The organism is Microbacterium sp. (genome assembly GCF_051860965.1).
Classification (GTDB): domain Bacteria; phylum Actinomycetota; class Actinomycetes; order Actinomycetales; family Microbacteriaceae; genus Microbacterium.
Genome location: NZ_JBIMKU010000001.1, coordinates 297,294 through 319,878, shown reverse-complemented (window position 1 = coordinate 319,878; position 22,585 = coordinate 297,294). Strand labels below are relative to the sequence as shown.

The window sequence follows — 22,585 nt, the reverse complement described above, 5'->3', positions numbered from 1 at the left end:
TGCGATGCTGCTCCGCACGGGATCGACCTCACCGGCCGTTCCACCGACCGCTCGTTCCGCGCGCGAGGGCCGGGATACCCTGGGCCGGTGACCGACGAGCCGCCTCCGCCTCCCGTGCCGGTGGGAGTGGGCCCGTGGGTGGGGGAGTGGCCCGATGACCCGCGCTACGACCGCGAGCTGCTCGCCGCGGGCGACACGCGCAACGTCGTCGACGCGTACCGCTACTGGACGATGGAGGCGATCGTCGCGGAGCTCGACGAGCGCCGGCATCCTTTTCACGTCGCGATCGAGAACTGGCAGCACGACATGAACATCGGCTCGATCGTGCGCAGCGCGAATGCGTTCCTCGCGGCCGAGGTGCACATCATCGGCAAGCGTCGCTGGAACCGACGCGGCGCCATGGTGACCGACCGCTACCAGCACGTCCGGCATCACGAGGATGTCGCCGCCTTCGCGGCCTGGGCCGCCGACGCCGACCTTCCGATCATCGCGATCGACAACGTCGCGGGCTCGGTCGCGCTCGACCGCGCGGACGTGCCGGAACGCTGCGTGCTGCTGTTCGGGCAGGAGGGGCCGGGGCTCTCGGTCGAGGCGGTGGCCGCGGCATCCGGAGTCGTCGAGATCACGCAGTACGGTTCGACCCGCTCGATCAACGCGAGCGCCGCGGCGGCCGTCGTCATGTACGAGTGGTGCCGCCGCCACGCATCCTGATCATCTCGATTGCGAATCGACCGTTTCGCATGTGACGCGTGTGTCCTAGTGTGACTCGAAGCAGGCGCATCCCATCGCGCAGGCGGGCTCCGCAGGGGGACTTGATGGGCTGGTTCACCTCGATATCGAGAAGTAGCCGGCGACAGAGCAGGGCGCACGGTCGCATCCAGCGGTCCGGTCGGATCGCGCTCGTCGCCACGGCGATCCTCGCCGTGCTCGCCGGCGGACTCGTCCCCACCGCGAGCATGGCCGCCGTGGGGGACGCGGAGCTCTCCCTCCAGAAGTCCGTCGTCGGCCAGGCGACCACTCCGATCTACCGGCCCGGCGACACATTCCAGTACCAGCTCGACGTGTCGTGCGCGTCGCTGGATGCGGCGGGATGCATCAACGCCGCGGTCACGGACGCCCTGCCTGCGCCGCTCGTCTTCGGCACCCCCGCCGTCCAGTCGGTGACCGGGGTCGGCACCCGCTACACGATCAGCAGCGCGAACAACTCGGTCACCGTCGCGTTCATCCAGCCGCTCGACGGAGCCGACGTCGGACTCGAAGCCGGCACGTCCGATGTGACGATCGTCCTCAACGTCCAGGTACCGACGGGGCTGACGGTGCAGGACGGCGGGCCCGTCACCAACACGGGAACCGCGACGGCGTCGAATGCCGTGACCGTGCCGGCATCCACCCTCGTCAACATCCAGATCGATCAGACCCTCTCGGCCGCCGCGTCGAAGTCAGCGCAGTCCAACATGCCTGCGGGCCAGCCCATCCCGGCGGTGCCCGGGCGTGCCGTGGGGTGGACGATCGGCGGAGCCAACACCTCGAACACGACGGTCGACTCGCTCACGATCCAGGATCCGGGGGATGCGGCATCCGACCCGTTCGGGCTCCTGGCGCTGACGGGCATCTCGGCGCTCCGGCCACCGGCCGGTGCCGACACGGTGGACGTCTTCTGGCGCGACGCCGGCGGAACGTGGGCGAGTGTCGCCGGTCCCGTGGCGATCCCTGCGGACCCGAACGACCTGGTGGCGGGGCTGACCCTGTCCGACGTCCACGGACTGCGGTTCGTCTTCACCAACTCGGCGGGGGACATCGGCATCCAGCCCATCGCCTCGGGCGCCTCCATCCAGCTCGCGACAGTGACGCGGCCCTCGGTCGTCGACATCCCCGACGGCTCGACCGTCACGGTCACCGACACGGCGCAGGTGCAGGTCGCCAACGGCGGTGTCACGAGTCCGAACGCGAACGCCTCGGCGTCGGTGCAGATCCGTCGCATCAAGCCGACCGTCGCCGTCACGAAGGTATGGGATCGCCCCACCGTGCTCCCGGGCGAGACGCGCACGGCCACGATCGGCACCTCGGTGGGCGACGCACCCGTCGCCCGGATGGTCATCGCCGAGCCGGGCGCGGGCGGACTGACACTGCAGCAGCAGGGTCTCGACTTCGTCGGGTGGACGACGGCCGACATCGAATGGCCCCTCGGCGCCACCGGCGCGACGATCACGTACGCCTACACGGACGGCGCCGGTACGCCGCAGAGCACGACGACGCGCGACACGCTCCCCGCCCCCGAAGCCGGGCGCGCCGTCAACGGATTCACGGTCGAGTTCACGGGATTGATGAACGCGGCGCAGTTCGCGACCCTGCCGTTCGTCGTGCGGGCACAGCCAGTGCCCGGCCAGGCGGACGTGCGCTCGCTCAACAGCGCCTCCGCTCAGGTCTTCGACGAACTCGGCCAGCAGAGCGACGTCGGCTTCTCGGAGGCGGCGCTGACACGTCAACCGCTCCGTATCACGGCATCGATCCAGAAGGACATCTCGCGCGACTGGATCTGGTCGGCGGTGGGCGCGACGACCCTCGTGCAGCTGCCCGCCGCCGTGTCGGTGCAGGATCCGAACGCGTCGACGGTGGGCGCCCAGTCGCTCGTCGTGAGCGATCCCGGAGACCCCCAGCCCGGTGACCCGCCGACGGACTTCTGGGACCACTTCGATCTGCAGCAGATCGTCTCGACCGAGGTTCCGGCGGGGTCGCAGCTGACCATCACCTACTGGAACGGCTCGGCCTGGGTGAACCTGCCCGGCGGAGCGGGTGTCGACATCGCCGGTCCGTCGTCCGGCTTCACGTACACGCCCAGCGCCGCCCTGCGCGAGCAGATCCAGGGCGTCCGCTACTCCTTCACGCCGCTGCCCGCGGGCGGACTGCTGCCGCCGGGGTTCAACGTGCTCCCGTACTACCGCGTCGAGCTGCGCGACAGCCTGCGCAGCGACCCGGGTGCCGACCTCAACGGCACCGCGGCGGTCGTCACGAACGACGCGGCCGCGACAGTGGTGAATCCCAACGCGACTCCCGGCTCGAGCACCGCGACGGACTCCGACTCGATCGAGCTGCGCCCCGCGACCGGAGGCCCCGGCTCGACGATCAGCAAGGGCTGGCTCGTGGGCGGCGTGCCGTCGGACGACCTCGCCACGACGACGGCGCAGACCGATGCGCAGAGCTCACTCCGGATCACGTGGGGCACGAACGACTTCCCGTTCGACTCGGTCACGATCACCGATCCCGCGACGGACCCGGCGAACGTCGCAGGATCCCTGCATGATGCGTTCGACCTCGTGCGCATCCAGCCGATCACGGCGGCGACCGACCCGCTCATGACGTTCGACGCCGTCTCGCAGGTCTCGCTGTACTCCTCGGCGACCGGCGGGTGGGTCGACATCACCTCGACCGTCTGCGGAGCGACGGGCGCCCTCTGCGACGGCACCTTCCCGGGCTACACGCTGACCACCGCCCAGCGGGCGTCGACGCTCGCCGTCCGTGTCGTGTTCATCGAGAGCCCCACCCGCGCGAGCCGTGCGACGGCGCCGACCGATCCGGCCGTCGGCACGGGTGTCGCAGGCTCGGGCGTCGTGCGCCCTCTGGATCTGACCTATCAGCTGCGTCAGGACCGACGCTCCGACCCCTCGCAGGCGGTGCTGGGCACGGCCAACGGCTACACCTACAACTCAGGTGTCGCCGGTGTCGTCGACAACACGGCATCCCTCGTCGGCGTCGATCCCGACGTGACGTACACCTCGACGGACGGATCGCTCATCACGATCCTCGACAGCCCGATCAACGTGTCGGTGACGAAGGCCTTCGACCAGTCGGATGTCGGCATCCCCCCGAGCGACACCGACCCGGCGCTCTTCCCGCTCGTGACGGGGACGATCACCGCGACCAACACGAGCGCGGGCAAGATCCGCTCGCTCCTGGTCTCGGATCCCGGTCCGACGCAGGCGGCGCCGACGATCTACGAGACGATGAACCTCTACGAGATCGCAGGCATCACGGTGCCGGTCGGCGCCACCGCGACGACGGTGACGCTCTCGCGGGGCGGGGCGCAGACGACCTACACCCTCGCGCAGGCGCTCGCCCTCACGAGTGCGCAGCTCGCCGACGTCACCGCCGTGAGCGTCGAGCACACCGGCTTCATCGCATCCCAGGGCTCGTCGACGATCACCCTCGTCTATCGGGAGCGGACCTTCACGCGCGATGGTCAGGCCGCCATCGCGCCGGGGACCGTCGGACTCAACGTCGCCGAGGCGCGGATCACCTCGCCGGGTGGCACACCCGCGAACGTGCCGGTCGCCACGGCATCCGATGATCTCATCTTCGTGCTGCCGACCTATTCGGTCTCGGCAGGCAAGACCTTCAATGCGACCAGCCGGTACGAGGACCAGTCGAGCGCCTACGTCGTCACTCTGCGCAGCCGACCCGCGGGCACGGCGCGCACGACGACGCTCGCCTTCGAGGATGCGACGGCGACGTTCTGGAACGCATTCTCGTTCACGTCGTTTCCGCAGGCGACGCTGCCGACGCCCGTGCGGCGGATCAAGGTCGATGCGCTGGTGGGCATCGGCTACTCCTATGACGGTGTGAACCTCGTCGCGACCTGCGGGGGCAGCACCGATCTCACCGCCTGCTGGCGCAACGGCGTGTACGTGAACGCGAACGCGACATCGGGCGCCGTCACGCCCGTGCTGCCGGCGGGCGTCACGGCGGCCCAGGTGCGAGGGCTGCGGTTCTCGTTCCAGACGGCGACCGGGGGCAACTGGGAGCGCCCCTACAACCCCGAGGTCGTCGTGTCGATGAACGTCACGCGCAACGCCACGTTGCGATACGGCCTCGGCGGGTCCACGACGCAGCCCGTGCCGTCGACCCAGCCCGGCGTGCTGCCCGCGCCCGGCGAGCCCGTGCAGGGGCGCACCACCGACACTCTCGACGTCGATGGGGTCGCCTCGTGGCGCAACGGTCCGTCGCTGTGGGAGGCCGAGGCATCCTCCACCGCGACGACGACGCTCCTGCACCGCGCGACGGCCCTGCGCATCGTCAAGACCCCCACGGGTCCGCAGAGCCCCGAGAACGACATCGACTTCACGATCACGGTCACCAACACGGGGGCGCGCGCGATCTCGAACCTGATCCTGACCGATCTGTCGTCGACGGACTCGCAGGGCGCCCTCCTTCGACCAGCGGAGCGGGATGCCGGTGACACGACGCCCATCTTCAGCTTCGGGCTGGTGGGATCCAACGGCCAGGCGAAGCCGGTCACGGGCTTCTCGGCGAGTTTCAGCACGACGACCGGCCGCCTGACGATCAACGTGCCGCCGGGCTTCGTCTTCGCCGTCGGGGACGTGCTCACGATCTTCGCCGACATGGCGTTCCGCATCGGTCTCGAGCCCGAGACCCCCGTGCTGAACGCCGTCACGGCGACGGCCGACCGCATCCTCGATTCGTGCGTCGGCTCGGTCAACACGGCCCTTCAGCCTCCGCTGACGAACGTGCCGAACTGCGAGGCGGTGACGCAGGTGTCGCCCACCCCGGCAGCGCCGCTGCGCATCACGAAGTGGGTCAAGGGCGTGGGGGCGGGCATCCCGGGCGCCGACCCCGCCGACCCCAACTACGACGATCTCGGCACGCTCGCCTTCAATGTGCCGACCAACCAGTGCCTCAGCGCCAACGGAACCGACGGATACTGGCGCACCCCCTGCATCCCGATCACGCGCCCGGGCGGCACGGAGACGTGGAAGATCGAGGTCACCAATCTCGGCAACATCCCCGCGACGGTCATCTCGGGCATCGACGTGCTGCCCGCCTACGGCGACTCCGGCGTCATCATCAACTCGCCGCGCCAGTCGGCCTGGCCGGTGACGTTCGCGGGCAACGTGCAGTACCTGAGCGGCCTGACGACGGGCGAGCAGCGTCGCGCCTACTACATGACCACTGCGCCCAACACGGCATGCAATGCCGCCGACATCCTGCGCGACACGAGCGGCACGATCCTGCCCTCCAATCCCTGCTACGCCGATGTCACGACGCGCAACTGGATTCCGCTGACGGACACGATGACACCCGCCCAGATGGCGTCGGTTCGCGCACTCAAAGTCGTCGTCGACTTCGCCAATCGCGCGACGCAGGGCCTGCCGCCGGGCGAGAGCCTGAGGGTCACGTACGACACGACGACGGCCTGGCAGCCCAACCGTGCCGAGACGCAGGATCGCGACGCCATCGCGTGGAACTCCGTGGCGGTCGGCGCTCGCGGCGTGCTCAACGATCTCAACTACACGACCACCGTCGTCGAGCCCCGCAAGATCGGCGTCGCGATGGCGACCGGCAAGATCGACCTCGCGAAAGAGGTGGTCGTTCCCGACGGCTGGGATCCGAGCATCTCGATGCCGGCGAGCTACGACTTCGACGTCTCGTGCACGTCGGGTCCGCAGCAGGTCACCCTCGTCAACACGGCCGGTGCATCGATGTCGCGCGTGAACCTGGCCGCCGACGGCACGGTGCTGCACTACGCGGATGGCGCGACGCCCGCGACCTCGGCGTGGTCGAACGTCAACCTGCCCCTGTACGCGGAGTGCTCGCTCACCGAGGCGACGCCCACGCCCGGTGTGCTCATCGGCTACTCGGCGCAGCCCATCACGGCGCTGCGCGACTGGTCCACCCGCACCAACGTCGTGAACTCCGCCTACCCGGATCCGATCGAGCTCAACCAGATCACCGCGACCAACACCTACCAGCTCGCCGGGTTCAGCGTCGAGAAGGCCGTCGACAACGGGCCCGCAGTCGATCAGGACGGCAACCCCATCCAGTACCTCGAGGACTACGCGTTCACAGCGTCCTGCCTCTTCCTCGGGCAGCAGGTCATCCCGGTCGCGGAGCGCTCGTTCGTCCTCGACGACGGCGAGGTCATCGAGTTCACAGGCCTGCCCGCCGGTTCGACCTGTCGCGTCACCGAGACGAACCCGAGAGGCGCGGCCCAGACCTACACGCAGGTCTCGGTCGCGGGCGTGCCCGGGCCGAACGATCCCGATCCGATCGCGGACTTCGACCTGGTGGCGAATCTGCCCGACAGCACGGCGCTCCGGACCGCGGTCACGGTCACGAACGTCTACACGGCGGGCTCGGCATCCATCACAAAGGCGATCGACGGAGCGGGCGGCACCGCATGGGGCGACGCCGACTTCACGGTGGGCCTTCGGTGCACCCTCGCGTGGGGCGACCCGCAGCTCGTCTTCCAGAGCACGCAGGTGCTCAACCGCGCCGCCCCGACCTGGAACATCGCGAACCTCGCGCGCGGCGCAGTCTGCACCGTGAGCGAGACGGCCAGCGGTGGTGCGAACTCCACCACCATCACGCCGACGACGTTCACGGTGACGGATGCCGCGACCCCCGCGCTCGCGACGATCACGAACACCTTCACCACGGGTTCGCTGAGCGTGCGCAAGACCCTGTCCGGCGCGCCCGCGGCATCCCTCCCTCCGGCGACGCAGGGCACGTATGTCGTCTCGCTCGCATGCACGCGCACGGTCAACGGTCAGAGCGTGGGCGTCGCGATCCCGGGCGGCGCGACCCGCACGATCACCGGCGCCGGCACCGTGACCTATACGGGCCTGCCCACCGGCGCGGTGTGCGTCGTCACCGAGCCGGACGACGGCTTCGCCGGCTCGCACACCGTCACACCGTCGAGCCTCACGATCGGCAACGGGACGACCGTCGCCGCGACCGTGACCAACGTCTTCCCGAACGGCGCGCTCGCGCTCACGAAGGTCGTGTCCGGTCCCGGCGCCGACGATGCCCCGGCGACGTTCGGTGCGACCGTCACGTGCCGATGGCAGGGGGCGGCCGTGCCGCTCGCGGCGGGAGGACGCGTGACGCTCCGTCCCGGTGCCACGACGGTCGTGAGCAACATCCCGGTCGACTCGGTCTGCTCGATCGTCGAGGACGACGCCGGACAGGACCAGACCATCTACACGCCGGCGACGGCGGTCATCGTGCCGAACACCTCACCGACCGCGACCATCCGGACGGAGAACGTCTACCTGCTCGCCTCGCTCCGCGTCTCCAAGAACGTGGAGCCGAACGAGGGCGCAGTCCCGACGGGGTTCGGGATGTCGGTCGAGTGCTCCTTCAACGGCGCGACCGTGCTCCCCCTCACCAATTTCACGCTCGACGGCGGCGGCTTCCGCGACTTCACGGGCCTGCCCGGCCGCGCGCGGTGCGTCATCATCGAGACCGACGATCGCGGCGCGGCCGCGACGATCAGCGAGGTCGTCGTCGAGACGCCCACGGCTCCGCCGGTGGTCACGCAGTCGCGCAGCACGGTCCTCATCCCCGAGCTGACCCCCGATCTCGTTGCGGATCAGCCCCGCAACCGCGTCACGTTCACGAACCTCTTCGACGTCTCGGGCATGCTGGTCGAGAAGGACTTCGCGGGAACCGCGGCAGACCAGGTCGGACTCGGCCAGAGCTTCACGCTCGACATCGTGTGCGTCAACGCGGGCGAGATCGTTCTCGCCGGCACCGCGGTGCTGAGTCCCGAGAACGGCTACACGCTCGGCTACTACCCGATCGCGGCGCAGACCCGCTGCGAGATCACCGAGACCGACAGCGCATTCGCCGATGCCGTCGTCATCACGCCGAACGAGGGCGACCCGGCCACCGGCGTCATCATCATCCCGACCGAGGGCGTGGGTTCGGTCGCCGTCACGAACTGGTATCTCGGCGGCTCACTCGAGGTCACGAAGGTGCTCACAGGCGAAGGCGCACAGAAGTTCGGCACGGGCGACTTCGAGGTCACCCTCGCGTGCACGCTGCGCGGCGACGAGCTCGAGATCCTCGACGGACCGATTCGCACGATCAGCGCCGCGGCGCCGACGGCCACGTTCAACGCTCTGCCCACCGGCGCCGAGTGCCGGATCGCCGAGACCGACACGGGGGGAGCCACCCGTCACTGGCTCGCCGACGCCGACGGCGTGCCTCTTCCCGTCGATGAAGGCGGCGGCTACACGTTCTCCGTCGTGACCGATGCGACCGAGCTCACCGACACCGACCAGCCGCAGCCCGCGGTCACCGCGGTGAACGAGTTCCTGTTCGCCGCGGTCTCGGCGACCAAGGCCGTACGCACGTTCTCCGGCGGCGTGCCCGAGAACGCTCCGGACGCCTTCCCGATCCAGGTGACCTGCACGCTCGGGGGGCTCCCCGTCTCGGCGCTCGAGGACGCCCTGCAGTTCGTCGCCGTCGACGGTACGGCGGAATGGACCGAGCTCCCCGTCGGCGCCGAGTGCGAGATCACCGAGACGGACGCGGGTGACGCGATCGTGACCACCGTCGCGGTGGACGGCGGCGCGCCCATGGACAGCCGCACCACGACGATCGTGCTCGAGGAGGGGAGCGCCGACGAGCCGTCGGTCGCGGCCTTCGTCAACACCTTCTCGGATCCGCTCCCCGTGACGGGCGCGCCGGTGCCCTGGGCGGGGATCCTGCTGGGCGGCGGGATGCTGCTGCTCGGCCTGGTCCTCGTGCTGATCCGCCGCCGGCGGGCCTGATCACGCCCCCGCGGTGAGCCACACCGCCCCGCGGACGCGCCAGCCGAGCGTCGCGAGCCGCGCGAGCATGTAGACCCCGAAGAACGCCACGGACAACCAGGCGAGCCCCGCAGCGCCGGAGGGACGCATCACCTCGATCAGCACGAGAGCGGGCACGAACGGCACCAGGTTCAGCAGGCCGGCGATCGCGAGGTACTTCGCGTCGCCCGCGCCGATGAGCACGCCGTCGAGCACGAACACCGCACCGCAGAGCGGCTGGGCGATCGCCAGCACGAGGAGCGCGGGCATGACGAGCGCGGCGATCGCGGCATCCCCCGTGAAGACGAGTCCGATGACGCCCGAGAATCCGCCGACGAGGGCTCCGACGCCGACGCCGAAGAGCGCGCCCCACGCGAGCGTGCGGGCGAGCACGCGCCGCACGAACGGCTCGTCGCCGGCACCGAGGCCCTTGCCGATCAACGCCTGCGCGGCGATCGCCAGGGCGTCGAGGGCGAACGCGGCCGTCGAGAAGATCGTGAACGCGATCTGCCAGCCGGCGAGCTCGTCGGTGCCGAGCGTCGTCGCCACGGCGACCGTCGCGAGCAGCGCGACCCGCAGCGACACAGTGCGCACGAACAGCCAGCCGCCGGAGCGCGCCGAACCGGTGAGCCCTTCGCGGTGCGGACGGAGGGATGCCTCGTGCCGACGCGCGAGCCGCACGACGACCAGGACGAAAGCCGCCACCATGGCCCACTGCGCCACGACGGTTCCCGCCGCCGACCCGGCGATGCCCCACCCGAATCCGTAGATGAAGAGCCAGTTCAGCAGGGCGTTGGCGGCGAAGCCGACCCCTGCGATCCACAGGGGCGTCACGGTGTCCTGCATGCCGCGCAGAAGCCCGGTAGCCGCGAAGACGATCAGCATCGCGGGGAGCCCCCACATCGACAGGCCGAGGTAGATGCGCGCCTGCTCGGCCACGGCGGGGGACGCCCCGAAGAGGCTCACGAGGAGAGGGGAGGCGAACCAGCCGGCGACGGCGAGCACGGCGCCGAGGCCGAGTGCGAGCCACATGCCGTCGATCCCCACCGAGACGGCGCGCGACGGGTCGCCCGCGCCGAAGCGCCGGGCCACCGCGGGCGTCGTCGAGTACGCGAGGAACACCATGAGCCCGACGACGGTCTGGAGCACGGCCGAGGCGATCCCGAGGCCTGCGAGCGGCTCGACCCCGAGGTGCCCGACCAGGGCGGCGTCCACGATGAGGAAGAGCGGCTCGGCGACGAGCGCTCCGAGCGCCGGCACGGCGAGGCGCAGGATGTCGCGATTGAGTGTGGGCACGGACTCGGGCACCCGACGAGCCTATGACCGACCTGTGACGCGCCCGGCCGCGGTCCGGATGTCGGGGGCGGGAGCATATCCTGGTCCCATGACGGATGCCCTTCCCTCCGGCCTCGAGATCGATGAGCTCAGCGCAGAGATCAGGCCGCAGGACGACCTCTTCCGATACGTCAACGGCTCGTGGATCGATCGCACCGAGATCCCCGACGACAAGGCGCGGTGGGGCTCGTTCCACCTCATCGCCGAGCAGGCCGAGAAGGACGTCCACGCGATCGTGGAGGAGTCCGTCGACGCCGAGCCCGGCACCGAGGCCCGCAAGATCGGAGACCTCTACGCGAGCTTCATGGACACCGAGAGCATCGAGGCTCGCGGTACCGAGCCGCTCGCCGACCAGCTCGCCAAGGTCGACGCGGTCGACTCGATCCCCGCGCTCCTGCGCACGGTCGGCGCGCTCGAGCGCGACGGCGTCGGCGGCATGGTCTCCGTCTTCGTCGAACCCGATCCGGGCGATCCCCAGCGGTACGTGCCGTTCGTCCTGCAGGGCGGCCTGTCGCTCCCCGACGAGAGCTACTACCGTCTCGAGAGCTTCGACGCGACCCGCACGGCGTATCGCGCGCACATCGAACGGATCCTGGATCTCGCGGGGGTGCCGGATGCCGCGGCATCCGCCGACCGCATCTTCGCGCTCGAGACCGAGCTCGCGAGCCACCACTGGGACAAGGTCAAGAACCGCGATCCCGTCGCGACCTACAACCTCAAGACCTGGGACGAGCTGCAGGCGCTCGCTGGCCTCGACCTGTCCCCGTGGCTCGAGGGCATCGCGCCCGACCACCCCGATGCGTTCGCCGAGGTCGTCGTCTATCAGCCGAGCTTCGTCGAGGCGCTCGGACCGATCCTCACCGAGGATCGCCTCGAGGACTGGAAGGCGTGGCTGCGGTTCCAGATCGTGCACAGCGCGGCGGCGTTCCTCACCGACGAGATCGTGCAGGAGAACTTCTCGTTCTACGGCACCCAGCTCACGGGGGTGCCGGTCAACCGCGAGCGGTGGAAGCGCGGCGTGGGTCTCACCGAAGCCGCCCTCGGCGAGGCCATCGGTCGCGTCTACGTCGAGCGTCACTTCCCGCCCGCCGCCAAGGAGGCGATGGACGAGCTCGTCGCGAACCTCATCGAGGCGTACCGGCAGTCGATCTCGGCCCTCGAGTGGATGGGCCCCGAGACGCGCGAGCGCGCGCTCGCGAAGCTCGACGCCTTCACGCCCAAGATCGGCTACCCCGTCAAGTGGCGGGACTACTCCGGGCTCGAGATCGACGCCGACGACCTGGTCGGCAACATCCGGCGCGCCCACGCCCACGAGCACGACCGTCAGCTCGCGCGCATCGGCGGCCCGGTCGATCGCGACGAGTGGTACATGACGCCGCAGACCGTCAACGCGTACTACAACCCGCTCATGAACGAGATCGTGTTCCCTGCGGCGATCCTGCAGTACCCGTTCTTCGACGCGGGTCGGGATGCCGCGGCCAACTACGGCGGGATCGGCGCCGTCATCGGCCACGAGATCGGCCACGGCTTCGACGACCAGGGCAGCCAGTACGACGGCGACGGATCGCTGCGCGACTGGTGGACCGAGGCCGATCGCGAGGCGTTCACCGCCCGCACGGCGTCGCTCATCGAGCAGTACAACACGCTTGTGCCGCGCGGCCTCGCCGACGAGAACACCGTCAACGGCGCACTCACGATCGGCGAGAACATCGGCGACCTCGGCGGCCTGGGAGTCGCGATCAAGGCGTACGAGCTGCACCTCGGCGGCGAGGACGCGCCCGTCATCGACGGGTTCACCGGCATCCAGCGACTCCTCCTGTCGTGGGGGCAGATCTGGCAGCAGAAGGGACGGGATGCCGAGACCATCCGTCTGCTGACGATCGACCCGCACTCGCCCAACGAGTTCCGCTGCAACCAGATCGTGCGCAACATCGACGCGTTCTACGATGCTTTCGGCGTCACCGAAGGTGACGCGCTCTGGCTCGACAAGGATCAGCGCGTCTCGATCTGGTGAGCCACCACCCACTCCCCTGAAAGGAGTCCTGCGCATGGGCAACCCCCCTGAGCCCGCGCGTGACACCGATTCGCTCCGAGGCTCCCGGCGCGGCAACCGGCGCCTGCCCCGCCGAGCGGCGGTCGGTCGACGATCGTTCGCCTCGACGCTCCGCGCGCTCGACGAGCTCGCCGCCGCGGGCGCCAAGATCTCGGTGCGGATCAACGACCTCGATCGGGGCACGACCGTGCTCGCGGGCGACGACTTCGTGACACTGCCGGTCGGCGGCGTGGGCGTCGTGCCGCTCCTCATCGAGGTGGCCGCCGGCTTCGAGTCCGGCGTCCTCGATCCGCTCGAGATCATCGATCGCTCGCAGGTCGAGGCCGTCTCGGTCGCGGGCGTCTGGCAGCACCTCAAGGCGCCGGCCCTCCCGCTGTCGGATCTCGCGGTGCTGACGGCATCCACCGGCGACGCGCTCGCCGCCAACGCGCTGCTCGCCCGCGTCGGGCTCCCCGCCGTGCGGACGCGCATCGAGAGCCTCGGGCTGTCGCGCGCGGCGCTGCTGGATCGGTTCCGCGACGAGCGCGGTCCCGACGACGCCCCGCACTTCGCGCTCGGATCGACGCGCGAGCTGGCCGAGGTGTTCGCCGCGCTGGTGAACTCGCAGGCGGTCTCGGCCGGTGTGAGCGCGCAGGTCGCCGAGTGGCTGAGCCTCAACCACGACCTCTCGCTGGTCGCCGCCGCGACGGGGCTCGACCCGTTCTCGCACGAGAACGACGAGCACGGTCTGCTGTTCATCAACAAGACCGGCCGTGACGACGGCGTGCGCGTCGAGGCCGGAGTGCTCGCGGGGCCCCGCGCCGGGGTGTCCTACGCGCTGATCGTGTGCTTCGACGACCTGTCGATCCTGCACCGCATGCGCGCGCACGACGCGTTCCGTGTGCTGGGCATCGACCTCATGGAGTACGTCTTCTAGAAGACGATGGTGTGGTTGCCGTGGCGGATGACGCGGTCCTGCGCGTGCCACAGCACGGCCCGCGAGAGCACCTGCCGCTCGACGTCCGCGCCGCGCCGCGCGAGTTCGGCGACGGTGTCGGCGTGGGTCACCCGGATGGTGTCCTGATCGATGATCGGCCCCTCGTCGAGGTCGGTCGTCACGTAGTGCGATGTCGCGCCGATGAGCTTGACGCCCCGCTCCTTGGCCTTCTTGTACGGCTCGGCGCCGATGAAGGCGGGCAGGAACGAGTGATGGATGTTGATGACCGGCACGCCCAGCTTCTCGAGGAAGTCGGACGAGAGGATCTGCATGTAGCGCGCGAGCACGACGAAATCGACGTTGCCGACGAGCAGCTTCAGGATCTCCGCCTCGGAGGCGGTCTTGTCGGGTCCGGCGACCGACGGCACGTGGAAGAACGGCACCCCGAACGAACGGACGTCCTCCGCGGCGGTCGCGTGGTTCGAGATCACCATCGGGATCGACACCGGCAGATCCCCCCGGCGATGGCGCCACAGCAGGTCGAGCAGGCAGTGGTCCTGCTTCGAGGCGAGGATCGCCATGCGCTTCGGCACGGACTGGTCGGTGATCGACCACTCGAGGTCGAAGCCGCGGCCGAGGGTCTCGGCGAGGTCGGCCTCGATCGCCGGCAGCGCGCCCTCGAGTCCGGGACGGTGGAACACGACGCGCTGGAAGTACGCTCCGCCGGTCGGGTCGTCGGAGTACTGGTCGAACGCGACGATGTTGCCCTGGTTGCGCGTGATGAGCGCCGAGACGGCGGCGACGATGCCCGGCTTGTCGCTGCCGTGCACGATGAGACACGCGTGGTCGGGCAGGAGGGGCGGTGAGACGGCCATGGGTCGATTCTGCCCTGTGATGACGGATGCCGCGGATCCCGCATCCATCGTCGCTACGCTGGCCCCGTGAGCATCGCCGCCGGACACGAGGATCGCGTGACGCTGCGCTTCCTCTCGACGCCGGCCGACACCGCCGAGGGCGGGCGCTCCGTCGCCGCGGGCAGCGTGATGGAGTGGATCGACAAGGCCGGCTACGCCTGTGCGGTCGGATGGGCGGCCGCGTACTGCGTCACCGCCTACGTCGGAAACGTCAGGCACCGCCGGCCGATCCCGCCGGGGAGCCTCATCGAGGTCGTCGCGCGCATCGTCCACACGGGTCGCTCCAGCATGCACGTCGTCGTCACGGTCTCCTCGGCCGAGGTGAGTGCGCCGCTCTACACGCCCGCCACGACCTGCATCCTCGTCTTCGTCGCGAAGGACGCGGACGGACGACCCACGGAGGTTCCGCCGTGGTCGCCGCAGTCGCGCTCGGACCGCAAGCTCGCGCAGCTCGCCCTCGACCGTCGGGGACCGCGTGAGGAGATCCGTCGCATCATGCTCGCGGAGGAGTACACGGATGCCTCGGCCGCACCGCGCACCACGCTGCGCTTCCTCGTGCCGCCCGGAGTCGTGAACTGGGGCGGCAAGGCGCACGGCGGCACGGTCATGCGATGGATCGACGAGGCGGCCTTCGCGTGCGCGAGCGCGTGGGCGGGCGATCTCGTGGGCGATCCGGTCGCGGTGTACTCGGGCGGCATCCACTTCCTGCGCCCCATGCGCATCGGCGACCTCGCCGAGATCGAGGCGCGCATCATCCACACCGGGCCGCACAGCATGCACCTCACGGTGCAGGTGTGGGGCGCGGATCCGCGCACGCCCGCGGACCGGAGCCTCACGACCCTCTGCATGACCGTCTTCGTCGTTCCCGAGGCGAACGGCTCGGCGGCGCGCGTGCCGCAGTGGGCGCCGGAGCTCGCAGAGGACCGCCGGCTCGAAGAGCACGCCCGCGAGATCATCGCGATGCGCGAGCTGATCGTGCCGATCCCGGCATCCCTCGCCCTCGAACCCTGACCTTCTAGCGCACGCCCTTCATGAGCTTCAGGACGGGCTTGACGCAGAACAGCAGGGCGATGCCCAGCGCGATCGCGATGAGGCCCAGGATCGTGAAGTACGGCGCCTCGTTCTTCGGGTCGTAGAACTGCGCACACCACCCCGCGATCGAGGTGCCGAGCGCGATCGACAGGAAGTACAGCGCGACCATCTGCGTGTGGAACTTGCGCGGTGCGAGCTTCGTCGTGACCGAGAGCCCGGGCGGCGAGATGAACAGCTCGGCGATCGTGAACACGAGGAGGATCACGACGATCGCGAGGAGGGGTGTGCCGTTGACGCCCGTCGCGACGAACGGCAGGAAGAGCAGGAACGCACAGCCCATGATGATCGCGCCGAGCGAGAACTTCACGGGCGCCGAGGGGGACCGCGTGCCGAGCTTCGTCCAGATCGCGGCGAAGACGCCCGACAGGATGATGACGAAGATCGGGTTGATGGAGTTGACCCATGAGACGGGCATCTCCCAGCCGAAGAGGTCACGGTCGAGTCTCTGGTCGGAGTAGATCGTGAGCACGGTGAACTGCTGCTGGTACAGCGACCAGAAGCCGACGTTCACGATGAACAGGGGGATGAAGCCCAGGACGCGGGAGCGCTCGGTCGCATCGATCCGCCGCGACGAGACGATCACGAAGAAGTAGGCGATCGCTGCGAGCAGGGTGATGATGATGACGATCGTCGCGAGGTTCTCGGCACGGATGACGCCGAGGAGCACGAGAGCGACGATGACGACGATCCCGGCGGCCGCGAACCCGATGAATGCCGCGTAGCGGTTGCGGGGGAGCGGGTTCGCCACGACGCTCGCCTCCGCCGGGAGCTGCTTGCGCCCGAACGAGTACTGGATCAGGCCGATCGCCATGCCGACGGCGGCGACGCCGAAGCCCCAGTGGAAGCCCAGGGTGCTCTGCAGGAGACCCGTGATCAGCGGGCCGAGGAAGGCGCCGAGGTTGATGCCGAGGTAGAAGAGCGAGAAGCCCGCGTCGCGCCGGGGGTCCTTGACGGAGTACAGCGTGCCCACGACCGCCGTCGCGTTGGCCTTGAGCCCGCCCGACCCGACCGCGACGAGCAGGAGGCCCACGCCCAGACCCCAGACGCTCGGGAGCAGGGCGAGCCCGATGTGCCCCGCCATGATGACGATCGCGCTGAAGAACAGCACCTTCTCGGAGCCCAGGACGCGGTCGGCGAGCCAGGCGCCGAGGATCGTGCAGAGGTAGACGGTGCCGCCGTACGCGCCGACGATGCCCGTCGCGACGGTCCGGTCGATGCCCAGGCCGCCCTCGGCGACCGAGTAGTACATGTAGATGAGCAGGATGCCCTGCATGCCGTAGAAGCTGAAGCGCTCCCACATCTCGACCCCGAAGATGTGCGCGAGCGCCCACGGCTGCCCGAAGAAGCGCGTGTCGTGATCGCCGCCCTCGTCGCCGGTCGTCGCGGCCGCGTCCGTTCCGCTCGTCGCCACGATGTTCGCGCCCCCGGTGCGGACCGGATCGCCCGCCGCCGTGGCACCCTCCGGGGGACCGACCGGCACCTGTTCGGGCTCGTAGCGCTCGCTCATGGGGTCAGGCTAGCGCGGCGTATCCACGGTGCGGGAGAGGCTATTCGGGCAGAGAGGGATGCCGTTCGTGCGCGTCGCGCCGCCGCGGGATGAACAGCGCCACCACCAGGGCGATGACCGCCGCCGCGCCGCCGAGCACGAACGACAGCTGGAACGCATACGGCGTCGGAAGGGGGGTCCCTTCGAACTCGGCCGTGTAGGTCGCCAGGATCGCTCCGACCACGGCTGCCGCCATGCTCGTGCCGAGCGAGCGGAACAGGGCGTTCAGGCCGTTGGAGGCGCCCGTCTCGGTCTGGGGCACCGATCGCATGATGAGCATCGGCATCGCCGCATAGCCGAAGCCGATGCCCACGCCGATGATGAGGTTCGCGACGAGGAGGTGCCACACCTCCGACGACCAGACGATCGTGAACGCGTAGGCCACGATCAGAGCGATCGCGCCCAGGACGAGGAGCAGCTTGGGGCCGACGGTCTTGGCGAGCCGTCCCGAGAACGGCGAGAGGACCATCATGACGAGTCCCGCCGGCATGATGATGAAGCTGGCGGCGAGAAGCGAGAGCCCGAAGCCGCCGGCGGCGACCGGGATCTCGAGCAGCTGCGGATAGTTGACGTTCGACGAGAAGAGCGCGAAGCCCATCGCGATCGAAGCGATGTTGGTCAGAAGCACCGCTGGGCGCGCGGCGACGCGCAGGTCGAGCAGCGGCTCGGCGATCCGCAGCTCGAACCAGCCCCACACGAGCAGCACGACGACGCCCCCGATCCCGCACGCGAGGACCGCGGGCGATGCCCAGCCCCACTCGTTGCCCCGCGAGATCGCGAGCAGGATGCCACTGAGCCCGACGGCGAGTCCGACCGCGCCGACGAAGTCGAACCGACCCGCTGTGCGGAGCACGCTGACCGGAACGATCCACAGCACGAGGGCGAACACCACCACGCCGAGACCGGCCGCCACCCAGAACAGGATGTGCCAGTCGGCGCGCTCCGTGATGAAGGCGCTGATCGGCAGCCCCAGAGAGCCGCCGACACCGAGCGTCGCGCTGATGAGCGCGATCGCCGAGTCGACGCGGTCCTCGCGCAGCACGTCGCGCAGGATGGAGATGCCCAGGGGGACGACGCCGGTCACGGTGCCCTGAAGGGCGCGCCCGATGATCACCCCGACGATGCCCGGCGAGACGGCTGCGATCACGGAGCCGAGGACGAGCAGCGCGAGCAGCACGAGCACGACGCGGCGCTTGCCGTACATGTCGCCGAGCCGCCCCGCGATGGGCGTGGTGACGGCCGCCGCGAGGAGAGTGGCGGTGACGACCCAGGCCGTGTCCTCGCGGCTCGCGTCGAGCAGTTCCGGCAGCTTCGACTGGATCGGCACGACCAGCGTGAACATGAAGGACGACGCGAGCCCGGCCGTCGCGAGCACTCCGACGATCGCGCCCTGTCGGGGCATCCGGGTGAGGCGTCTGCGTGCGTCCTCATCCGATCCCATCCTTCGAGGCTATCGGCGTCTGCGATGACGAGGGCGGTCCCGTCGGAACCTCCCTCGCGGGTGCGAGACTGGGCGCATGGGCATCGACATCCGTCCCCTCGACACGGTCGAGGACGTCTTCACCGCCTCGGCCGTGCTCGCCGACGTCTGGGGCGGCGATCGCTCCGGCATGCCGCCGAATCTGCTGCGGGCGCTCGCCCACTCGGGCAACTACGCCGTCGGGCTGTGGGACGGAGACCGCATGGTCGGAGCATCCGTCGCCTTCTTCGCCGCACCCGCCGCGCGCTCGATGCACTCGCACATCACGGGAGTCGTGCCGGGACTTCAGAGTCAGGGCCTCGGCCGCGTGCTCAAGCAGCACCAGCGCGAGTGGGCGCTCGCGCGAGACGTCGGCCACATCACGTGGACGTTCGATCCGCTCGTCGCCCGGAACGCGCACTTCAACCTCCGCGTACTCGGCGCACGCGTCACGGAGTACCTCGTCGATCACTACGGACCGATGGACGACGGCGTCAACCGCGGCGACGAGTCGGACCGGATCATGGTGTCGTGGGCGCTCGCAGCTCCCCCTGTGCCCACACCGTCGACCGAGCGCGTGGTCGCGTCGGTCGCGGTGCCGCGCGACATCGGTGCCATCCGTCTCGAGGCGCCGACGGATGCCGCAGTCTGGCGCATCCGCGTGCGCGATGCGCTCGTCGGCCACCTCGCCGACGGACTCGTGATCGGCGGATTCGACGACGCCCTGGGGTACCTGCTCGTCCGCCCCTGAGTCGTTCGGTCGGAGGATCACGGCCGCGTCGGAGGATTCCTGCCGAATGCTCCGACATTCGCGCCATCCTCCGACCGAATCGTCGGCGAGGCGACGACGCGTCCCTAGGCTGGCGCGCATGAGCGCGACTCCGCCGATCCTGCGCCCCGCTAGCGTGGATCGGGTGATCACCGCCGACTGGACACCGCACCGCCGCGACGATCGAGAGCTCCTGGGCTGGATCCGGCCCGAGGGCGAGGACTGGGTCGCCGTCGACCTGCTCGGCCGCGAGGCGACGGGGGCGGTCGAGTGGCTGGATGCCGAGGACGCGCTCGAGGCAGGTGGTCTCGCGTGGCTCGCCGAAGTGTGGATGCTCGAGACCGACGAAGGCGCCATCCGCGTCCGGATCGCCGAAGTCACTCCGCCCGCGAACCCGGGCGAGACGGGTCGTGTGATCGTCCACAGCGACGACTTCGGCTCGGTCGACGTGCCGTACACCCGCTACGAGCTCGCCTGGCCGGCACCCGCGGAGCTGCGCCCCAAGCGGCCGGGCGAGGCGTCCGAACTCCCACGATTCTGACGCCCGCTGTATCAGCGGCGATCCGTCCGACTCCTTCACTCCGAAGTCGCGTTATGGAACGCGCATCGCGCCGTCTCATGGATGACGCGAAAGGAGAGGCTCATGAAGGAGTCCGCCATGCGACAAGCGCTCGAAGAGCTGATCTCGGCGATGACGTCATCGCGTTCCCGCGCCCGCCGCGCACGCACCGAGGGCATGCCGCGCCATCTGCGCCCGCACCGCACGCGCACGACCTTCGTGCCGTCGGCCGACGTCACGCTGACGTCGCACTTCGCGATCTGACCCGCATCCCCCGATCGGAGCCGCGGGGCTAGCCTGAGGGCATGCCCATCGCCCGGCCCGCAGCATCCGTCGCCCTCGAAGGATTCGAGCTGCGCGTTCTGCATCTTCCGCTCGTCTCGCCGTTCACGACGTCGTTCGGCACCGAGACGGTCCGCGAAGTCATCGTCGTGCGCGCGCTGACCGCCGACGGCGACGGGTGGGGCGAGATCGTGTCGCAGCGTGAGCCGACGTACTCGAGCGAGTACACGCAGGGCGCGTGGGATGTCGCGCTGCGGTTCCTGATCCCCGCACTCCTCGAGCGCGGCACGATCGCGCCGGAGCAGATCGCCGGGGCGCTGGAGCCCGTCATCGGCCATCGGATGGCGAAAGCGGGTCTCGAGCTCGCCGTGCTCGACGCGGCGCTGCGGTCCGAGGGGCGCCCGCTCGGCGAGTACCTCGGAGCCGTGCGCGATCGCGTGCCGTCGGGGGTGTCGGTCGGCATCCAGCGCGATCCGGCGGCGCTGGTCGACGCCGTCGGCGGGTACCTCGACGAGGGGTACGTGCGGATCAAGATCAAGATCAAACCCGGCCGCGACGTCGACGACACGGCCGCCGTGCGCGAGGCGTACGGCGCGATCCCGCTGCAGGTCGACGCGAACTCCGCGTACACGCTGACGGATGCCGCGACCCTCGCCGAGCTCGACCGCTTCGATCTGCTGCTGATCGAGCAGCCCCTGCAGGAGGACGACCTCGTCGATCATGCAGCACTCGCGCGACAGCTGCGCACTCCGGTGTGCCTCGACGAGTCGATCACCTCGGTCAAGGCGGCGGCCGACGCGCTCGCGCTGGGGGCGGCATCCATCGTCAACATCAAGGCCGGACGCATCGGGGGGTACCTCGAGGCGGTCGCGATCCACGACCTGTGCCGTGCGGCGGACGTGCCCGTCTGGTGCGGCGGCATGCTCGAGACCGGCATCGGCCGGGCGGCGAACGCCGCGCTCGCAGCGCTCCCGGGTTTCACGCTCCCGGGGGACGTCTCGGCCTCGGACCGGTTCTACCACCGCGACATCGTCACCGAGCCGGCCGTGCTCGAGGACGGCCACGTACGCGTGCCGACCGGTCACGGGCTGGGGGTCCGGATCGATCCCGTGGCACTCGAGGATTTCACCGTCGCGCGCGAGACGGTCCGGCGGTAGCTCGTGCCGACCGTACGCAGGCGGGATGCCGGCTCCGTGCGATGGCGCGTCCGTGTCCTCAGCCTGAGTGCGGGTGCCGTGGCAGTCGCGACCGCGCTCGCGGGCTGCGCCGCCGGCCCGGTCGGCGATGGCGCGCCGCCCGACGGTGTGACCGTCGAGTTCGTGCAGCTGCGCTCGGACGTCGCCGCCCGCCAGGCGCAGGTGCAGGTGCGCAACGGCACCGACGAGGCGATCGCGGTCGGAGCCGTGCGCGTCGAAGATCAGCGCTTCGACGGCGACGCGACGCGGGCGATCGAGGGACGGACGAGCACTGTCGCCGCGGGCGGCACGACCGACATCCGCATCCAGCTCCCGCCGATGGACTGCGACGGTACCGACGGCGCGATGACGGTGCTCCTCGAGCTCGACGGCGAGACGGTCGAAGCGCCGCTGCCGGATCCGCTCGACGTCATCGGCCCGCTGCACGAGCGCGAGTGCCTCGCATCGAAGGTGATGGATGCCGCGTCCCTCTCCTTCGCGTCCTTCGAGCCGTCACCGGCCGGCGAGCCTGCGACGCTCGTGCTCTCCGTCGAGCCGACCGGCGAGGCCGCGGCGGACGTCGTCGGCATCCAGACGACGAACCTGCTGACCTTCGAGGCTGCCGCCGGGACGATCGCCGACACCTATCGGCTCGATCTCGAGATCGCTCCGACATCGGAGCCGACCGAGATCGAGCTTCCGCTGGTTCCCCTCCGCTGCGATCCGCACGCGGTGCAGGAGGACAAGCGCGGCACGGTGTTCACCCTCGAGATCGCCCTCGACGGCGTCCCCGGCGAGATCGAGCTCGCGGCGCCCGAGGACATGCGCGGGCAGATCCTCACATGGGTGGGCGATTGGTGCGGCTTCGGCGGCTGAGCGGGCGGCGCTCGCGACG

The 22,585-nt window shown here is 70.0% G+C and carries 14 protein-coding genes; 10 read left to right on the top strand and 4 right to left on the bottom strand.

Annotation, left to right across the window (positions count from 1 at the left end; all coding sequences use genetic code 11):
- Positions 1-87: 87 nt before the first annotated feature.
- Complete coding sequence (locus ACTIFV_RS01395; protein ID WP_439591016.1) at positions 88-711, top strand: TrmH family RNA methyltransferase; 624 nt, start codon at positions 88-90, stop codon at positions 709-711.
- 104 nt (positions 712-815) lie between these two features.
- Complete coding sequence (locus ACTIFV_RS01390; RefSeq protein ID WP_439591015.1) at positions 816-9,572, top strand: DUF5979 domain-containing protein; 8,757 nt, start codon at positions 816-818, stop codon at positions 9,570-9,572.
- Here the strand turns inward: ACTIFV_RS01390 and ACTIFV_RS01385 are convergent, their stop codons facing one another.
- Positions 9,573-10,898, bottom strand: coding sequence for an MATE family efflux transporter (locus ACTIFV_RS01385; RefSeq protein WP_439591014.1), 1,326 nt, complete (start codon positions 10,896-10,898; stop codon positions 9,573-9,575).
- Positions 10,899-10,974: 76 nt separating this feature from the next.
- Between ACTIFV_RS01385 and ACTIFV_RS01380 the strand changes: the two genes are divergently transcribed.
- Both ACTIFV_RS01380 and ACTIFV_RS01375 read left to right on the top strand, forming a co-directional pair.
- The gene (locus ACTIFV_RS01380; RefSeq protein WP_439591013.1) at positions 10,975-12,939 is read left to right on the top strand and encodes a M13 family metallopeptidase; all 1,965 of its coding nucleotides are present in this window, start codon (positions 10,975-10,977) and stop codon (positions 12,937-12,939) included.
- A gap of 34 nt (positions 12,940-12,973) precedes the next feature.
- Entirely contained in the window at positions 12,974-13,894 is a 921-nt protein-coding gene (locus ACTIFV_RS01375; RefSeq protein ID WP_439591012.1) for a serine hydrolase, read from the top strand.
- Here ACTIFV_RS01375 and purU read toward each other — a convergent pair.
- Positions 13,891-14,769: a formyltetrahydrofolate deformylase gene (gene purU, locus ACTIFV_RS01370; RefSeq protein ID WP_439591011.1), complete on the bottom strand. Its 879-nt coding sequence runs from the start codon at positions 14,767-14,769 to the stop codon at positions 13,891-13,893. The two genes, ACTIFV_RS01375 and purU, sit on opposite strands and share 4 nt — an antisense overlap.
- A gap of 66 nt (positions 14,770-14,835) precedes the next feature.
- Here purU and ACTIFV_RS01365 point away from each other — a divergent pair, with 66 nt between their 5' ends.
- Positions 14,836-15,819: an acyl-CoA thioesterase gene (locus ACTIFV_RS01365; protein ID WP_439591010.1), complete on the top strand. Its 984-nt coding sequence runs from the start codon at positions 14,836-14,838 to the stop codon at positions 15,817-15,819.
- A gap of 4 nt (positions 15,820-15,823) precedes the next feature.
- Here the strand turns inward: ACTIFV_RS01365 and ACTIFV_RS01360 are convergent, their stop codons facing one another.
- Together ACTIFV_RS01360 and ACTIFV_RS01355 are read right to left on the bottom strand one after the other, a co-directional pair.
- Positions 15,824-17,407, bottom strand: coding sequence for a peptide MFS transporter (locus ACTIFV_RS01360; protein ID WP_439591009.1), 1,584 nt, complete (start codon positions 17,405-17,407; stop codon positions 15,824-15,826).
- Positions 17,408-17,447: 40 nt separating this feature from the next.
- Positions 17,448-18,848 carry an MFS transporter gene (locus tag ACTIFV_RS01355; protein WP_439591379.1) on the bottom strand — a complete coding sequence of 467 codons (1,401 nt, stop codon included), beginning with the start codon at positions 18,846-18,848 and terminating at the stop codon, positions 17,448-17,450.
- A gap of 115 nt (positions 18,849-18,963) precedes the next feature.
- Here ACTIFV_RS01355 and ACTIFV_RS01350 point away from each other — a divergent pair, with 115 nt between their 5' ends.
- The 5 genes from ACTIFV_RS01350 to ACTIFV_RS01330 all read left to right on the top strand — a co-directional run bounded on the left by ACTIFV_RS01350 (position 18,964) and on the right by ACTIFV_RS01330 (position 22,566).
- Complete coding sequence (locus ACTIFV_RS01350; RefSeq protein ID WP_439591008.1) at positions 18,964-19,656, top strand: GNAT family N-acetyltransferase; 693 nt, start codon at positions 18,964-18,966, stop codon at positions 19,654-19,656.
- Between the two features lie 118 nt (positions 19,657-19,774).
- Positions 19,775-20,215: a hypothetical protein gene (locus ACTIFV_RS01345; protein WP_439591007.1), complete on the top strand. Its 441-nt coding sequence runs from the start codon at positions 19,775-19,777 to the stop codon at positions 20,213-20,215.
- Between the two features lie 102 nt (positions 20,216-20,317).
- The gene (locus tag ACTIFV_RS01340) at positions 20,318-20,497 is read left to right on the top strand and encodes a hypothetical protein (protein WP_439591006.1); all 180 of its coding nucleotides are present in this window, start codon (positions 20,318-20,320) and stop codon (positions 20,495-20,497) included.
- Positions 20,498-20,538: 41 nt separating this feature from the next.
- Positions 20,539-21,672, top strand: a complete 1,134-nt coding sequence (gene menC / locus ACTIFV_RS01335) for an o-succinylbenzoate synthase (RefSeq protein ID WP_439591005.1) — start codon at positions 20,539-20,541, stop codon at positions 21,670-21,672.
- A 78-nt stretch (positions 21,673-21,750) separates the two neighbouring features.
- The gene (locus tag ACTIFV_RS01330; protein ID WP_439591004.1) at positions 21,751-22,566 is read left to right on the top strand and encodes a hypothetical protein; all 816 of its coding nucleotides are present in this window, start codon (positions 21,751-21,753) and stop codon (positions 22,564-22,566) included.
- The last annotated feature ends 19 nt before the right edge of the window (positions 22,567-22,585 follow it).